The organism is Bradyrhizobium sp. LeoA1Lang (genome assembly GCF_055413685.1).
Genome location: NZ_JBVAPG010000008.1, coordinates 62484 through 76848 on the forward strand (window position 1 = coordinate 62484; position 14365 = coordinate 76848).

General features: G+C 63.2%; 14 protein-coding genes. 10 read left to right on the forward strand and 4 right to left on the reverse strand.

Features of this window, described 5'->3' with window-relative positions; genetic code table 11:
• Positions 1-26 precede the first annotated feature (26 nt).
• Complete coding sequence (locus tag ACZYOF_RS04950; protein WP_463715003.1) at positions 27-1376, forward strand: MFS transporter; 1350 nt, start codon at positions 27-29, stop codon at positions 1374-1376.
• 78 nt (positions 1377-1454) lie between these two features.
• On the opposite strand, the gene ACZYOF_RS04955 is transcribed toward ACZYOF_RS04950, so the two are convergent.
• Positions 1455-2120, reverse strand: coding sequence for a VOC family protein (locus tag ACZYOF_RS04955; RefSeq protein WP_463715004.1), 666 nt, complete (start codon positions 2118-2120; stop codon positions 1455-1457).
• A 773-nt stretch (positions 2121-2893) separates the two neighbouring features.
• On the opposite strand from ACZYOF_RS04955, the gene ACZYOF_RS04960 reads away from it, so the two are divergent.
• The 5 genes from ACZYOF_RS04960 (at position 2894) to ACZYOF_RS04980 (ending at position 7121) form a co-directional block, all read left to right on the forward strand.
• Positions 2894-3331 (forward strand): hypothetical protein, encoded by a 438-nt coding sequence (locus ACZYOF_RS04960; protein WP_282526792.1) that lies wholly within the window; start codon positions 2894-2896, stop codon positions 3329-3331.
• The gene (locus tag ACZYOF_RS04965; RefSeq protein WP_463715005.1) at positions 3328-4185 is read left to right on the forward strand and encodes an alpha/beta fold hydrolase; all 858 of its coding nucleotides are present in this window, start codon (positions 3328-3330) and stop codon (positions 4183-4185) included. The genes ACZYOF_RS04960 and ACZYOF_RS04965 overlap by 4 nt, the downstream gene beginning before the upstream one ends.
• Positions 4186-4205: 20 nt before the next feature.
• Entirely contained in the window at positions 4206-5402 is a 1197-nt protein-coding gene (locus ACZYOF_RS04970) for an ABC transporter substrate-binding protein (RefSeq protein ID WP_130577298.1), read from the forward strand.
• A gap of 63 nt (positions 5403-5465) precedes the next feature.
• The gene (locus ACZYOF_RS04975; protein WP_463715006.1) at positions 5466-6350 is read left to right on the forward strand and encodes an NAD(P)-dependent oxidoreductase; all 885 of its coding nucleotides are present in this window, start codon (positions 5466-5468) and stop codon (positions 6348-6350) included.
• A gap of 15 nt (positions 6351-6365) precedes the next feature.
• The gene (locus ACZYOF_RS04980) at positions 6366-7121 is read left to right on the forward strand and encodes an IclR family transcriptional regulator (RefSeq protein ID WP_130577300.1); all 756 of its coding nucleotides are present in this window, start codon (positions 6366-6368) and stop codon (positions 7119-7121) included.
• 13 nt (positions 7122-7134) lie between these two features.
• Here the strand turns inward: ACZYOF_RS04980 and ACZYOF_RS04985 are convergent, their stop codons facing one another.
• On the reverse strand, positions 7135-7815 hold the full coding sequence (locus ACZYOF_RS04985) for a GntR family transcriptional regulator (RefSeq protein ID WP_130577301.1): 681 nt from the start codon (positions 7813-7815) through the stop codon (positions 7135-7137).
• Between the two features lie 140 nt (positions 7816-7955).
• Here ACZYOF_RS04985 and tcuA point away from each other — a divergent pair, with 140 nt between their 5' ends.
• From tcuA to ACZYOF_RS05000, 3 genes are read left to right on the forward strand one after another with little or no spacing between them, the layout of a single operon-like run.
• Entirely contained in the window at positions 7956-9347 is a 1392-nt protein-coding gene (tcuA, locus tag ACZYOF_RS04990) for an FAD-dependent tricarballylate dehydrogenase TcuA (RefSeq protein ID WP_463715007.1), read from the forward strand.
• Positions 9334-10440 carry a tricarballylate utilization 4Fe-4S protein TcuB gene (gene tcuB / locus ACZYOF_RS04995; RefSeq protein WP_130577303.1) on the forward strand — a complete coding sequence of 369 codons (1107 nt, stop codon included), beginning with the start codon at positions 9334-9336 and terminating at the stop codon, positions 10438-10440. Before tcuA ends, tcuB begins: the two co-directional genes overlap by 14 nt.
• 19 nt (positions 10441-10459) lie before the next feature.
• Complete coding sequence (locus ACZYOF_RS05000) at positions 10460-10771, forward strand: putative quinol monooxygenase (RefSeq protein WP_463715008.1); 312 nt, start codon at positions 10460-10462, stop codon at positions 10769-10771.
• A 3-nt stretch (positions 10772-10774) separates the two neighbouring features.
• Here the strand turns inward: ACZYOF_RS05000 and ACZYOF_RS05005 are convergent, their stop codons facing one another.
• Positions 10775-11362: an ANTAR domain-containing response regulator gene (locus tag ACZYOF_RS05005; protein WP_130577305.1), complete on the reverse strand. Its 588-nt coding sequence runs from the start codon at positions 11360-11362 to the stop codon at positions 10775-10777.
• On the reverse strand, positions 11359-12534 hold the full coding sequence (locus tag ACZYOF_RS05010; protein ID WP_463715009.1) for a transporter substrate-binding domain-containing protein: 1176 nt from the start codon (positions 12532-12534) through the stop codon (positions 11359-11361). The genes ACZYOF_RS05005 and ACZYOF_RS05010 overlap by 4 nt, the downstream gene beginning before the upstream one ends.
• Before the next feature lie 420 nt (positions 12535-12954).
• On the opposite strand from ACZYOF_RS05010, the gene ACZYOF_RS05015 reads away from it, so the two are divergent.
• Positions 12955-14355, forward strand: a complete 1401-nt coding sequence (locus ACZYOF_RS05015) for an amidase (protein WP_463715010.1) — start codon at positions 12955-12957, stop codon at positions 14353-14355.
• Positions 14356-14365 lie beyond the last annotated feature (10 nt).

Genomic DNA, 14365 nt, shown 5'->3' on the forward strand with positions numbered 1-14365 from the left:
TAAACAAACAACAGGGATGGAAACCAATGACCGAGCTCAAGGCCGGCGCCGCCGGCCAATCGCGTTTACGTGTGATCCTTGCTGCGAGCGTCGGCTCCGCGCTCGAATGGTATGACTTCTTCCTCTATGGCACCGCGGCCGCGCTGGTGTTCGGCGAACTGTTCTTTCCCAAGAGCGATCCCGTCGTCGGAACGCTGCTGGCGTTCCTGACCTTCGGCGTCGGCTTCGTGGTGCGCCCACTCGGCGGCATCCTGTTCGGCATCATGGGCGATCGCTATGGCCGCAAGCCGGTGCTGGTTGCGACGCTGTTGATGATCGGCATCGGCACCACCGCGATCGGCCTGTTGCCGACCTATGCGCAGATCGGGATCTGGGCACCATTGCTGCTGGTCGCAATGCGCGTGGTGCAGGGCCTCGGCGCCGGCGCCGAATATGGCGGTGCGGTGATCTATCTCGTTGAGAATGCCCCGGCGAGGCATCGCGGCTTCTGGGGCGGCTTCGCGCCGCTCGGTGTGTCCGTTGGCAATCTGCTCGCCGCCGGCGCCTTTGCGCTGGTGACCATGCTGCCGCGCGAGGCGATGTTGAGCTGGGGCTGGCGCCTGCCGTTCCTGGCGAGCTTCCTGTTGATCCTGGTGGGCATCTTCGTCCGCCTGCGCGTGACGGAAACGCCTGTCTTTACCGAGGCGGTCGTTGCGCGCGGGAAGGTGGAGCGCAACCCGGCGATGGAGGCGCTACGCCAGCATCCGCGCAACTTCATGGTCGTGCTGGGCGCGCGGATGGCCGAGAACGGGCTCGGCTATTTCTTCCCGGTGTTCGGGCTCAGCTACGTCATCACCACGTTGGGCGTACCGAAATCGGAGGCGCTGAGCGCGCTGATGCTCGCATTCACCATCGAGCTGTTCGCGATCCTCGGCTTCGCGGCGTTGTCGGATCGCATCGGACGGCGGCCGGTCTATCTGTTTGGTGCGCTTGCAGGCGTGGCGCTGGCTTTTCCGTTCTTCTGGATGGTCGGGACCAAGGAATGGATCTGGATCGCGGTGGCCTTCATCCTGGCGAGGGCCGTGGTGACGGCCGCGATGTTCGGACCGCAAGCTGCTTACTTCGCCGAGCTGTTCCCGCCGCAGCGGCGCTTCGCCGGATTCGCGTTTGCGCGCGAACTCGGCTCGCTGCTCGCGGGCGGTCCGGCGCCGTTCGTCGCAACGGCGCTGGTCGCCGCCTACGGCAGTTGGTGGCCGGTCGCCTGCTACGCGGTGTTCCTGTCGCTATGTACGGTGATCGCGATCTGGATCGGGCCCGAGACCTATCGGGAAGATATCGCTGCGGACGAGCCCTTCGTGCAGCACGACTTGCCTGTGGCGATGCCGCAGCGGGCCTGAGGGGCAGCGCAGCCACTCCGCGTCCAGTCGCCGCTCCGGTTGATGGAGCGGCGATTGGCCGACGCGGCAACGCCGCCGCTATGACGGCAGCGGTTTGCCGGCCTGTTCATTGACGATGTACTCGGCGTACCAGTCAGGCCAGTTCTCATCGCGCTGGCCGCCGTTCCGCTTCTCGTGCTCGCCGTGCGCGGCCGCCGCGCGCCGGAGTGCGTTCGCGAGCTCGGTCGATGAATTGAATGTCGTGCCGTCCGTGTCCACGCGTCCCGGCAAACGCGCGGTGATCTCCTGGAGCAGCCAGCCGTTGCCGTCAGGATCGCTGAAGGAGGCAAACGACTGGTAGCTGCCACGCTCGGGATCGCGGCCGCTGACCCGCAGCCGGCCAAACAAATAGGGTTCGTCACTGCCAGTGTGCACGTCGCCGCCGCCGTGGAAGGCCTCGCTGACCTTGATGCCGCGACCGAGCAGATCGTTGCGGGCGGCCTCGATGTCGGGGACGACGAGGTACAGGCCTTGCGCGGAGCCGGGCGCCGCCGCGGTGACATTCTTGCCGAAGATGACCGAGGAGGGCGAGCCGGGCGGCGTGAACTGGATCACGCGCCAATCACCAGCGGCGAAGTCGGCATCGAGCCTCCAGCCAAGGTTCGCGTAGAATTGCTTCGCGCGGTCGACATTCGAAACGGGAATGACGACGATCTCCAGTTTCATGTCGACCCGCGCCCTCGCGCCTTCGGTCACATCTGTCATGGATCTCTCCCTGATGTTGATAGTTGCTCTGCGAGCACGCGGCGCGTGCCTGATCATCCTATTTCGATTGCCGCAGGCGATACGGCGTGAGGTGGTCACGGACTTTCGGTTCCCTTTTCTCACGTGCTTTCACGATCTTTTTATTCCCACATCGGGACTATGGGATGCGGATTCGGACAGGCCTCACAATTTACTTGAAATGACAGCCGTCATCTGACGGGGGTTGCCCAAATTTTGCCTGGAGCCGCATATGGGTGAAGTCGTTCGATTTGTTCCAAAGGCTGAGCTCGAGCGGGCTCGGCTTATTCGAGAGGCGCGCGCGATATACGACGCCATATTCCCGGCGGCCGACGAGGCCAGCTCACAACAGGGCGACGAGACACCGCAACGTCGGTGACTTTACCGTTCAAGACGGCCGCTGCTCGCGTGCATTGAGCGCTCGGGCAGCCTCGATCGAAATCTGCTTTGGCGCCGGCTAGGATCCACGCGCTACGTTCGACGTTTCCCCGCGGCCGACCGCGATGAGATCCGCTGCTCCAGTACCGAGAATTTCCTCGGGACGTTGCCCATCCCAGATCATATCGACCGTCATTGTGGTCATACCTGCGCCCCCTCGGGTCGCGCGGAGGAAATACCTATGGAGCTCGCTCGACTACCAATCACCAGATGTCGCCGATCCCCCTTGAGTTCACTGGGAAACCAAGTGTAAAAGGGCAACGACAAAATAGAACATCGTTCTGCTGCACAGAACGATAGGGTTGGAGGAATCGAGCGTGAACCCTGATGCGGCATCGACCGACCGGCCATCTGTCGCGTTCGACAATCAGGTGGTCGAAGCGTTCAAGACCATTCCGGAATTGCTGTCGCGCGATGAGAAGCTGATCAGCCGCGGCCGGCTGCTTGATGTGGAGTGTCTGCTCGGACCCACGGTGCAGCCCTTTCATGTGACCATTTGCGGCGGGCAAATCCTCGATATGACTCCCGCACCGGTGCTGATGCGGTCCTGGCGTTTCGCCTATCGCGCGACGCCGGCCGCATATCGCGCCTATTGGCAGGCGATGCCGCCGCCGGGCTGGCACGATCTGCTCGCGCTCACCAAGCGCGGGGAGGCGACGATGGAAGGCGATCTGCATCCCTTCATGTCGCACCTGCAGTACTTCAAGGATCTCCTGGCGTTGCCGCGTCGCAGCGGTTTGGTGGGCGCATCATGAGTGGCTTTGTCGAACCGATCGTTGGACGCTACGTCCATGTCGAGATCGATGGCGAGATCAACCGCATCTATTTCGAGGAAAATGGCACCGGCATTCCCCTGGTCTGCCTGCACACCGCCGGCTCCGACGCGCGGCAGTGGCGCCATTTGCTCATCGACGAAGAGTTCACGAAGCAGTTCCGCATCATCGCGTTCGACATGCCCTGGCACGGCAAGTCGAACCCGCCGGACAGCCGATATGCCAACGAATACAGGCTGACGACGGCGACCTACACGGCCACCATCCGCGCCTTTTGCAACGCCTTGGGGCTCGATCGGCCTGTCGTGATGGGCTGCTCGATCGGGGGACGTATCGTCCTCAATCTTGCGATATCGCATGCCAGCGAGTTTCGCGCGCTGATCGGACTCGAGGCCGCCGACTTCCAGCAACCCTGGTACGACACGGCCTGGCTGAACCGGCCCGATGTCCATGGCGGCGAAGTCTGCGCCGCGCTGGTCTCCGGCCTGATCACGCCGAACGGTCCGCAGGTCGCGCGCGACGAGACCCTTTGGGGCTACAAGCAGGGCGGTCCCGGTATCTTCAAGGGCGATCTCTATTTCTACCGGGTCGACGGCGATCTGCGCGGCCGCGTCGGCCAGATCGATGTGCGCCAGTGCCCGCTCTATCTCTTGACCGGCGAATACGATTTCTCCTGCACGCCGGAGGACACGCTACGTACTGCCGCAAGCATTCCAGGCGCCAAGGCCACGATCATGGAGCGGCTTGGCCATTTCCCGATGAGCGAGAATCCAGCGCAGTTCCGCGCCTATATCGCTCCAGTACTGCAGGACATCCTGAGCAGGCAGAATACTTGAGTTAGGTAGGGAGGGTATTGATGAAGTTGTGTTGGACGATTGTGGCCGTGCTGGCCGCGCAGGTGAGCGTCGCGTCGGCAGCCGATAACGTCATTCGGATCGGCGTGCTCAACGACCAATCCGGTGTGTTCGCCGACAATGGCGGCCGCGGCTCGATCGCCGCGGCGAAGCTCGCGGCGGAGGATTTCGGCAACGAAATTCTCGGCAAGAAGATCGAGATCATCACCGCCGATCACCAGAACAAGCCGGACATTGCCTCTGCCACCGCACGCAAATGGTTCGACAACGAAGGCGTCGATATGATCGCCGATGGCGCCGCATCCTCCGCGGGCTTTGCCATCCTGGAAATCGCGCGGCAGAAGAACAAGATCTTCGTCATCAGTGGGCCCGGCTCGTCCGACTTCACCGGAAAATCCTGCTCGCCGATCAGCTTTCACTTCAACTACGACACCTATGCGCTGTCGAAGCTGACCAGCGATGCGATCACGCGTGCCGGCGGCAAGACCTGGTACTTCGTCACGGCCGACTATGCGTTCGGCCATGCGTTGCAGCGCGACGCCACCAAGTTCATCGAGGCCGCCGGCGGCAAGGTGATCGGTTCGGCCGCACACCCGCTGGGCACCGCGGACTTCGCCTCGTTCCTGCTGCAGGCGCAAGGCTCAAAGGCCGATGTCGTCGGGCTCGCGACCTCGGGCGCGGACGTGCAGACCGCGATCAAGCAGGCCGGCGAGTTCGGCATCGTCGAGGGCGGGCAGAAGCTGGCCGGTCTCCTTGTGTTCATTACCGACGTCAACTCGCTCGGGCTGAAGGCGACGCAAGGCCTGCAGGTGACGACCTCGTTTTACTGGGACCTCAATGAGGAAACCCGCGCCTGGTCGAAGCGCTATGCGGCGTTGATGGACGGCAAGGTCGCGAGCATGGTTCAGGCCGGCGTCTATAGCGGCGTCCACCACTATCTCGCCGCGGTCAAGGCGGCCGGCACGACCGATACGGCCGCCGTTGCCGCCAAGATGCACGAGATGAAGGTCAACGACATGTACAACAAGGATGTCGCGGTCCGCCCTGATGGACGCGTGCTGCACACCATGTATCTGGTGCAGGTGAAGAAGCCGGAAGAATCCAAGTACAAATACGATTATTACAGGATCGTCAGCTCCAGGCCCGGCGAAGAAGTGTTCCGGCCCATGAACGAAGGCGGCTGTCCGCTGGTCAAGTGAAGCTATCGAGACGGGCAGGCGTTCGCATCGGTCGCCGCCCCAAAGTGTGAGGAGAATGCCTGCATGACAGGGACAATCGGTTTCATCGGTCTTGGCGTCATGGGCGAGCCGATCTGCCGCAATCTGGTGCGCAAAAGCGGACGGAAAGTGCTGGCGTTCGACCTTGCGGCGGAGCCGCTGGCGCGGATCGTCGCCGATGGCGCCGCGGCCGCCGGATCGGTTGCTGATGTCGTCAGCGGCAGCGAGGTCACCTTCATCTGCCTGCCGAGCGCAAACCATGTGTCATCGGCTTTCGAGGGCGGCATCGCGCAGTCGATCCGAAGCGGTCAGACCGTGATCGACCTCGGTACCTCCGATGTCGGCATGACCCGCGAGTTTGCGCGGCGGCTGGCGGAAAAGGGCGCGCTGTGGATCGACGCGCCGATCGCGCGCACCCGTCAGGCGGCGCAGGAGGGTACGCTCAGCGTGATGGTCGGCGCGACGGCCGACGCGTTTGCCAAAGTCGAACCGCTGATCCGCCATTTCGCCACCGACGTCACGCTCTGCGGCGGCACCGGCGCCGGACAGGTGACGAAGATCCTGAACAACATGGTGTTGTTCGAGACAGTCAATGCATTGGCGGAAGCTGTTGCGATTGCGAGCCACAGCGGCGTCGAACCAAGACTGCTGCTGGAAACCCTGTCCAAGGGATCGGCGGACAGTTTTGCGCTCCGCAACCACGGCATGAAGGCGATCGTTGCGAAGGAATTTCCGCTGCGCGCGTTCTCGACCGAATATGCGCTGAAGGACCTGACCTATGCGCTGGAGCTGGGAGGGCAGGCCGGCGTGAACCTGCGGGGCGCGGCGCTCATGCGTAGCATTTTCGAGGAGACGATCGACAAGGGGATGGGCGATGCGTACTTCCCGGTTATCGCAAAACTGATCGATCCGGCCGGCTTCTCCAAATAGGAGATACGAGACACCATGCGTTCGCCCGGCGTTGCCGCCGTCGACCGTGCGCTCACCATCCTGGGGGCGTTCGAGGAAAAACCGGAGCCGATGAGCCTCGCCGAGCTCTCCCGGCATACCGGGATGTACAAAAGCACGCTGCTGCGGCTGATGACCTCGCTGCAGGAATTCGGCTATCTCGTGCAGCTCCCCGAGGGCCGCTACCATCTCGGGCCGACGCCGTTCCGATTGGGTGCGATCTATCAGCGCGCCAACAATCTGCATGACCAGGTGATGCCGGTCCTGAGGCAACTGGTGGCCGCGGGCACGGAAAGTCCGTCGTTCCACGTTCGGCATGACGGCAAGCGCCGCCTGTGCGTCTTTCGCATCGATTCCCAGCACTCGACGCTCGACCGCGTCGAGGCCGGCATGCTGCTGCCGCTCGACCGCGGCGCCGCGGGACGAGTCATCCTGGCGTTCGACGGCGAGAACGGCGAGGCCTATGATCGTATCAGGAGGGGCGCGATTGCGGTTTCGTTCGGCGAGCGCGACCCGGACTGTGCCGGCATTGCCTGTCCGGTGTTCGGACCGAACGGGAAGCTCGTCGGCGCGCTGTCGCTGTCCGGCCCCAAGCCGCGCTTCACCAAGGACAGCATCAAGACGATGTCATCGCTGCTGTCGCAAGCGGCGGCACGGCTGACGCGGTCGCTCGGCGGACCGACTGAACTCCTGGATCGCGTTGCTCCGCCGCTCGAGGGGACGGCGCGCTCGCCGCGGCGGGCAAGGAAATAGCGCGGAGCGTTCGCTACTGCTTCTGCAGAAGTTTCAAGCGGCAGCGCAGCGCTTCCCTGATATGGGCGCGCGCCAATTTCTCCGCCTTGTCGCCGTCGCGGGCGGCAATCGCGCTGATGATGGCCCGATGTTCCCTACGGCTGGTCGAGGGGCGGCCGGTCACGGAGAAGGTGGTGGGGCCGAGCAGCGCAATCCAGTCCTGCAGCTCCCTGGAGGCACCATCGAGATAGCGATTGCGGGCAGCGCGGCAGATCGCTTCATGGAAGGCGCGGTTGAGCTCTGCCATCTCCGTGGGATCGTCGGGGTGTTCCGCAAAGGCCTGCTCGATATCCGTCAGGGCATCGATCTCGGGCCGTGAGGCGTGTTCGGCGGCAAGCCGGGCGGCCGCGCCTTCCAGGATCTCGCGCATGGTATAGAGCTCGAGCACTTCGCCGACATCGAGGCTGCGGACGATCAGCCCGCGGCCGCCCGCCGGCGCCACGAAGCCGCGCTCCGCAAGCCGGCCCAGCGCCTCGCGCACCGGGGTGCGGCTGACCTTCAGCCGCTGCGCAACTTCCTCTTCCCGCAGCCGGTCTCCGGCCCGATAGGCTCCCGCCTTCAGCGCCTCGCACAATGAGCGGAACACGGCTTCCCCGAGCTGAACGCCGGAGCCGCGCGAAATCGATCCGATCGCCTTGTTCGGCCGCTTTGCCATCCTGCCTCCGGTCGCAGTCGCATCAATCCCATGCAAAGACGGCGCTTGCGGCGCTTATGTATATCTTTGTATACAAAAAGGACAATGGTGCAGGCATCCCGGAAAACGCCGAAAATGGCCTTTCTCGGTTGGGCAGAGGAATGAACAGCAAATACGACGTGCTGGTGATCGGTGGCGGCAATGCGGCCCTGTGCGCGGCGATCAGTGCGCGGCGTGCCGGCGCCTCCGTGCTGGTGCTCGAGGGGGCGCCAAAATTCTACCGCGGCGGCAATACGCGCCACACACGCAACATGCGCTGCGCCCATGACGCGGCGACCGAGATCCTTACCGGCCCCTATACCGAGGAGGAGTTCTGGAAAGACCTGCTGCTCGTGACTGGCGGCCAGACCGACGAGGAACTTGCCAGGTTCATGATCCACGAGTCCAAGGACATCCTGAACTGGATCGTGGAACAGGGCGTGCGCTGGCAGCCCTCGCTCGGCGGCACGCTCAGCCTCGGCCGCACCAATTCATTCTTCCTCGGCGGCGGCCGCGCGATGCTGAACGCGCTCTATCTTACGGCGGAACGGCTCGGCGTCGAGATCCGCTACGACGCCGAAGTCGTCGATCTCAGGATCGAAGACGGCATGTTCCTCTCGGCCGAGCTGAAGCAGCCGATCGACGGCGCGACCGAGGTGCGCGCCGCGGCGCTGGTTGCGGCCGCCGGCGGTTTCGAAGCGAATATCGAATGGCTGAAGGAATATTGGGGCGAGGCCGCCGACAATTTCCTGATTCGCGGCACGCCCTATAATCGCGGCTCGATCCTGAAGATGCTGCTGGCCAAAGGCGTGCAGGAGGTCGGCGATCCCACCCAGTGCCACGCCGTGGCGATCGACGCCCGCGCGCCGAAATTCGACGGCGGCATCATCACACGACATGACTCCGTCGTGTTCGGCATTGTCGTCAACAAGCATGCGGAGCGCTTCTACGACGAGGGCGAGGACATCTGGCCGAAGCGCTACGCGATCTGGGGCCGGCTGGTCGCCGCGCAGCCCGACCAGATCGCCCATATCATTTTCGATTCAACCGTCGTGACCAGCTTCATGCCGACGCTGTTCCCGCCGATCGCCGGCGCCACGATCGCTGAGCTTGCCGGCAAGCTCGAGCTTGATCCAACGGCGCTGGAAAAGACCATCACCGAGTTCAATGCCGCGGTGCGGCCCGGCACTTTCGATCACACCATCCTCGATGATTGCCGCACCGAGGGCATCGTGCCGCCGAAGACGCATTGGGCGCGCCGGATCGAGACGCCGCCCTATCTCGCCTATCCGGTGCGGCCCGGCATCACCTTCACCTATCTCGGCACGCGCGTGAACAGGCAGGCGCGGATGCTGATGAAGGATGGAAAATCTTCCGCCAACATGTTCGCCGCCGGCGAGATCATGGCCGGCAATGTGCTGGGACGCGGCTATGCCGCCGGCATCGGCATGACCATCGGCAGCGTGTTCGGCCGGATCGCAGGATGGGAAGCGGCAAAGAATGCACGGAACTAGGACATTGCAGGAAGCCGATCGTCTGATGACGGTCTGCAATTCGTGTCGCTATTGCGAGGGATTGTGCGCGGTATTCCCCGCGATGGAGATGCGCCGCTCGTTCTCCGACGGCGACCTCAACTATCTCGCCAATCTCTGCCATGCCTGCGGCGCCTGCTACGTCGACTGCCAGTTCTCGCCGCCGCACGAATTCAACGTCAATGTGCCGAAGACGCTGGCGGTGGCGCGCGCCGAATCCTATGCCGCCTACGCCTGGCCGCGCGCGCTGTCCGGTATGTTCGCACGCAACGGGCTCGTCATCAGCCTGATTGCCGCGTTCAGCATGGCCGCTTTCATTCTCGGCTTTGCCGCGTTCAACGATCCGACGCTGCTCTTCGGCGTCCACACCGGCCCCGGCGCCTTCTACAGACTGATGCCGCACAATGCGATGGCGGCACTGTTCGGTGCGGCCTTCCTCTATGCCATCCTGGCCCTCATCATGAGCGTGCGCGCGTTCTGGCGCGACATTGGCGAGCCGATCAGTGGCCGCGCCGATGGCGGCTCGATCTTCCAGGCGATCCGCGATGCCGGCGAGCTGCGCTATCTCCATGGCGGCGGGGTCGGCTGCTACAATGAGGATGATCGGCCGACCGACCGGCGCAAGCTCTATCACCATCTCACCTTCTACGGCTTTCTGCTCTGCTTCGCGGCGACGTCGGTTGCCACGCTCTATCACTACCTCCTGGGACGTGAGGCGCCCTATGCGTGGTGGGACCTGCCGGTCGTGCTCGGCTCGCTCGGCGGCATCGGTCTGATCGTCGGGCCGATCGGGTTGTTGCTCGCGAAAGCCCAGCGCGATCCCGCGCTGCTCGATGATACCAGCTATGGTATGGATGTCGGCTTCATCGCCATGCTGTTCCTGACGGGCGTCACCGGAATGGCGCTGCTGGTGTTGCGTGCGACGCCGGCCATGGGACCGCTGCTCGCGCTGCACCTCGGCGCCGTGTTCGCGCTGTTCATCACCATGCCCTATGGCAAGTTCGTCCACGGCATCTACCGCTTCGCCGCGCTGGTGCGTTACGCGCAGGAGCGGCGCGACGGCTTGAATGGTTAGGCGAATCAAGGAGGGCGAGATGTTGACCATCACCGCGATCATCCGGGCCAAGAAGGGCCATGAGGCCGCCATGCGTCAGGCGCTGCTCGAAGTCGCAGCGAGCGTTCGAGCGAACGAAACGACGACTGTCGGCTATCACATATCGCAGGACACGACGGATCCGTGCGTGTTCACGACCTACGAACGCTACGTCGATCGCGCGGCGATGGATCGGCATAACAACTCCGAAGCCGTCCTCCGCTTCTTCGGCGTAGCCAAACCCATCATTGACGGCGAGGTAACGCTGGTCGCCGGCACGGAAATTTCCACCAAGTCGAACGAATACGTTTAAAATCTATCCGGTCGCGCGGGGCAGGCTTCCGTTCGCGGCGATCTCAGCCGACATCTGCTCGATTGTTTTGCGCTGCTCCATGGCAGCTCGCCGGATCAGTGCAAAAGCGGCAGGTTCGGCAACAGAGTGCGTATGCATCACTTGCAGGACGGCAGCCAATACGACACGGCGCGAGCGAAGACGTTCTTCCAGCTTGAGGACTTGCTGCTTTAGCTCGCTGGTGCGCTCGGCCCGCTCGAAGGCCATCACCAGCGCCGCATAGATGCCCGCGGAGCGCAGCGGCTTGACCAGAAACGACGCCGGATCGAGTTCCAGCACCAGCTTCAGCCGGCTTGGGGTCTCCGTGCCCAAAAGGGCGATGACGGGACATCGTCCAAGCAAGGCCCGCTGCGCCGGCGAGGTGAGCGGCAGGAATTCATCGTCGATCAGCGTCACATCCGGATGGCACCCGAGAGCGCTTCCTTGCTCCCATGTGAGGACGTCGATTCCCAGACGTTCGAACTGGCGCCTGACGATCGACAGGTCACGCTCGTCCTTGATAGCGACGAGGGCCTTGCGGCCGCGGAGGGAAAATGAAGATGGTTTGCTCATTTCACGACCCGCAAGTGGAGTGCACTCGGCGACGATCCGTCCCTTGACTTCTCAGGCACGGGACCGACGGCGACGTCGAGCTGTGTCAGGTAGGGATCCGGCTTAACCGGCGCGTCGGACTCCCAGAAGATGTCGAACTGTCCCTGCGCATTCGATACGGCCAGGCGTGGCGTAAGGACGCAATGGTTATTGGCACCATCGATCCAGACCGGTCCCTGCGGCGAATTGTAGCGATACCCGGCGGCCGCGCGCCGCACTTCACCAATGTTGGACGTCCCGGCCCGATGCAGCGCACGCGCCAGCAGATACACCGCGACATAGGCGGATTGTCCATCGACGGATGGGCTGCTCGCCTCGCCATGACGCGCCTTCCAGCGCTGCACGAAAGCAAGGTTCTCGGGCAGGCGGATGCTCTCGAAATAGGCTGACGATGTGATGCATCCGGCGGATGCGGGTCCGACGATCTTGAGCTCCGGTTCGCAGAGGCTGCAACTCAGCATCGGAATGTCGAGACCTGCAGCCGTGGTGGCGGCATGAAAGGCGCGGATGAAATCGTAGCTCGAACTGCCGACGAGCGTATTGAAGACGACGGGCGGCTTGCGGCGGACGATTTCGTCGACGATGTGCCCGACTGCGCTTTCGCCCAGCTCGAGCAGCCGTTCGGCAAGGATGCTTCCCTGCGCCGCCGTCACCAGCTCGCGGGTGACGCGATTGGTCTCCCACGTCCAGACATAGTTGGATCCGACGCAGAAGATGTGCCTTGACACGTTGTCGAGCACGTACCGCACGAGCGGCAGGACATTATGATTGGGCGATGCGCCGACGTAGATGACATTGTCTGAACATTCGAACCCTTCGTAACGCGCGGGATACCAGAGCAGGCGATCGGTGCGCTCGACGATCGGCAGCACTTGCTTGCGCGAGGCGGATGTGTAGCAGCCGATGATATGCTCGACCCCGGCGTTGCGAATGAGGTCATCGCAAACCGTGTGGTATTCCGAAATGACTCCGCGGGGATCGCGGACATGCGCAGTGAGCGAGAAATCAAAGTCAGGGTGATCGTTGATCTCGTCAACCGCCATCAGGGCGCTCTTCAATATCTCGCGCCCCATGGCCTGATAGGGCCCGGACTGCGAACATATGATGCCAACTGGAACCGACGGCTTTGTCATTGACGGCTTTCGAAGGGGCGGAGCCTTGAGGAAATCATCACCGCCGATACCGGTGCAAGAGGTCTTGCCGATTTGCTGCGCATGACGCTTGCGAAATTTGTGCAACCTCCCTCGTTGACAATGCGCTAGGCACGAACCTAGACTTTTTGACTACCGGGCTTACTGTCGAACCTTAATCTGCTTCGGTCAGGCCGATGACGTCCTGATCCCTGCAGCGACTGCTCCGTTCGATCTTGAGCCCATGCGATAGACCATAGCAGCGGCATTTGAGCCATTCGTCACCTCATTCCGGAGGGGCGGGTGGCTTTTTTCTTTTGCCACACAAGAAACTGGCGAAACATGCGTGTCGCCAGGCTGATGGCGCGTGCGCGACGATCGGCCTGATGCGCCTGGGAAGCGACGAGCGAGGAGCGAAAGGCGATGCCGACGACAGATATTGGTTATCTCGGGCTGGTTGAGGTTGGGCAGCAGATACAGGCGAAGAAGCTGTCGCCCGTCGAAGTGACGAAGGCGATGCTTGAACGGATTGAGCGGCTCGATTCGAAGCTCAAGAGTTACGCCTATGTCATGGCTGATTCCGCGCTTGCGGAAGCGGCCGTTGCGGAAAAGGAAATCGCGTCTGGAAAGCTGAAGGGGCCGTTGCACGGCGTGCCGGTTGCGATCAAGGACCTTTGCTGGGTCAAGGGTGCGCCGGCCGCGCACGGCATGACCATCCACAGCGACTTCCGTCCGAATGAGGATGCCACGGTCGTCGCACGGCTGAAGGACGCGGGCGCAATCATCCTCGGCAAGCTGCAGCAGACCGAAGGTGCGTACGCCGATCACCATCCGAAGATCGACCCGCCGAAAAATCCGTGGAATGCGGATTTGTGGTCGGGCGCGTCGTCGAGCGGTTCGGGTTCCGCCACCGCGGCCGGCCTCTGCTTCGGCTCACTCGGCACCGATACCGGCGGATCGATCCGCTTTCCTTCCGCAGCCAACGGCATCACGGGGCTGAAGCCGACCTGGGGGCGGGTCAGTCGCTATGGCGCATTCGAACTCGCGGCGACGCTGGATCATATCGGGCCGATGACGCGCAGCGCGGTCGATTGCGGCGCCATGCTCGGTGCGATCGCGGGCGAGGACGCCAAGGATACCACCGCTGTGCCGCTGGCGGTGCCGGATTATCTTGCAGGCCTGTCCGGCAGTCTGCGGGGCGTTGTGATTGGTGTCGATCGACGCTGGACCAGCGAAGGCACCGATGAGGCCGCAAGCAAGGTCCTCAGTGAAGGTTTGCGCGTCGCGGCGGACCTCGGCGCAGAGATCAGCGAGATCACCTTTCCGGATGCCAAGGCCATTGTCGACGACTGGTTTCCGCTTTGCGGCATCGAGGCGGCGGTCGCGCATGAGGGGACCTATCCCTCGCGCAAGGACGAATATGGCCCATCCCTCGCTGGACTGCTCGATCTTGGCCTGCAGCAGTCCGGCACCGATTATCAAAAGATCGTGCTGCGGCGCGAAGCGTTTCGCGGCGCGGTACGGCGGCTGTTTGAGACGGTCGATCTCATCGCTGTGCCGGCCCAGGCCTTTGCCGCACCCACGCTAGCCAAGATGGCGGCGCTCGGCGAAGACGCTTCCCTGATTGCCGGATTGTTGCGCTTCACCTGTCCGTTCGACATGACCGGAAGCCCGACCATTACCCTTCCGGGCGGCTTCGCCCCGAACGGCGGCCCGGTCGCCTTCCAGTTTGTCGGCCGCCACTTCGACGAAGCGGGTCTCGTCCACGCGGGTGACGCGTTCCAGCGCGTCACCGACTGGCACAAGCGCCATCCCGCTCTCTGATCCAAGGAGC

Bases quoted from the DNA above. Each gene is read 5' to 3' on its own strand.
- ACZYOF_RS04950 (WP_463715003.1), top strand. From the start codon at position 27: ATGACCGAGCTCAAGGCCGGCGCCGCCGGCCAATCGCGTTTACGTGTG.
- ACZYOF_RS04955 (WP_463715004.1), bottom strand. From the start codon at position 2,120: ATGACAGATGTGACCGAAGGCGCGAGGGCGCGGGTCGACATGAAACTG.
- ACZYOF_RS04965 (WP_463715005.1), top strand. From the start codon at position 3,328: ATGAGTGGCTTTGTCGAACCGATCGTTGGACGCTACGTCCATGTCGAG.
- ACZYOF_RS04970 (WP_130577298.1), top strand. From the start codon at position 4,206: ATGAAGTTGTGTTGGACGATTGTGGCCGTGCTGGCCGCGCAGGTGAGC.
- ACZYOF_RS04975 (WP_463715006.1), top strand. From the start codon at position 5,466: ATGACAGGGACAATCGGTTTCATCGGTCTTGGCGTCATGGGCGAGCCG.
- ACZYOF_RS04980 (WP_130577300.1), top strand. From the start codon at position 6,366: ATGCGTTCGCCCGGCGTTGCCGCCGTCGACCGTGCGCTCACCATCCTG.
- ACZYOF_RS04985 (WP_130577301.1), bottom strand. From the start codon at position 7,815: ATGGCAAAGCGGCCGAACAAGGCGATCGGATCGATTTCGCGCGGCTCC.
- tcuA (WP_463715007.1), top strand. From the start codon at position 7,956: ATGAACAGCAAATACGACGTGCTGGTGATCGGTGGCGGCAATGCGGCC.
- tcuB (WP_130577303.1), top strand. From the start codon at position 9,334: ATGCACGGAACTAGGACATTGCAGGAAGCCGATCGTCTGATGACGGTC.
- ACZYOF_RS05000 (WP_463715008.1), top strand. From the start codon at position 10,460: ATGTTGACCATCACCGCGATCATCCGGGCCAAGAAGGGCCATGAGGCC.
- ACZYOF_RS05005 (WP_130577305.1), bottom strand. From the start codon at position 11,362: ATGAGCAAACCATCTTCATTTTCCCTCCGCGGCCGCAAGGCCCTCGTC.
- ACZYOF_RS05010 (WP_463715009.1), bottom strand. From the start codon at position 12,534: ATGACAAAGCCGTCGGTTCCAGTTGGCATCATATGTTCGCAGTCCGGG.
- ACZYOF_RS05015 (WP_463715010.1), top strand. From the start codon at position 12,955: ATGCCGACGACAGATATTGGTTATCTCGGGCTGGTTGAGGTTGGGCAG.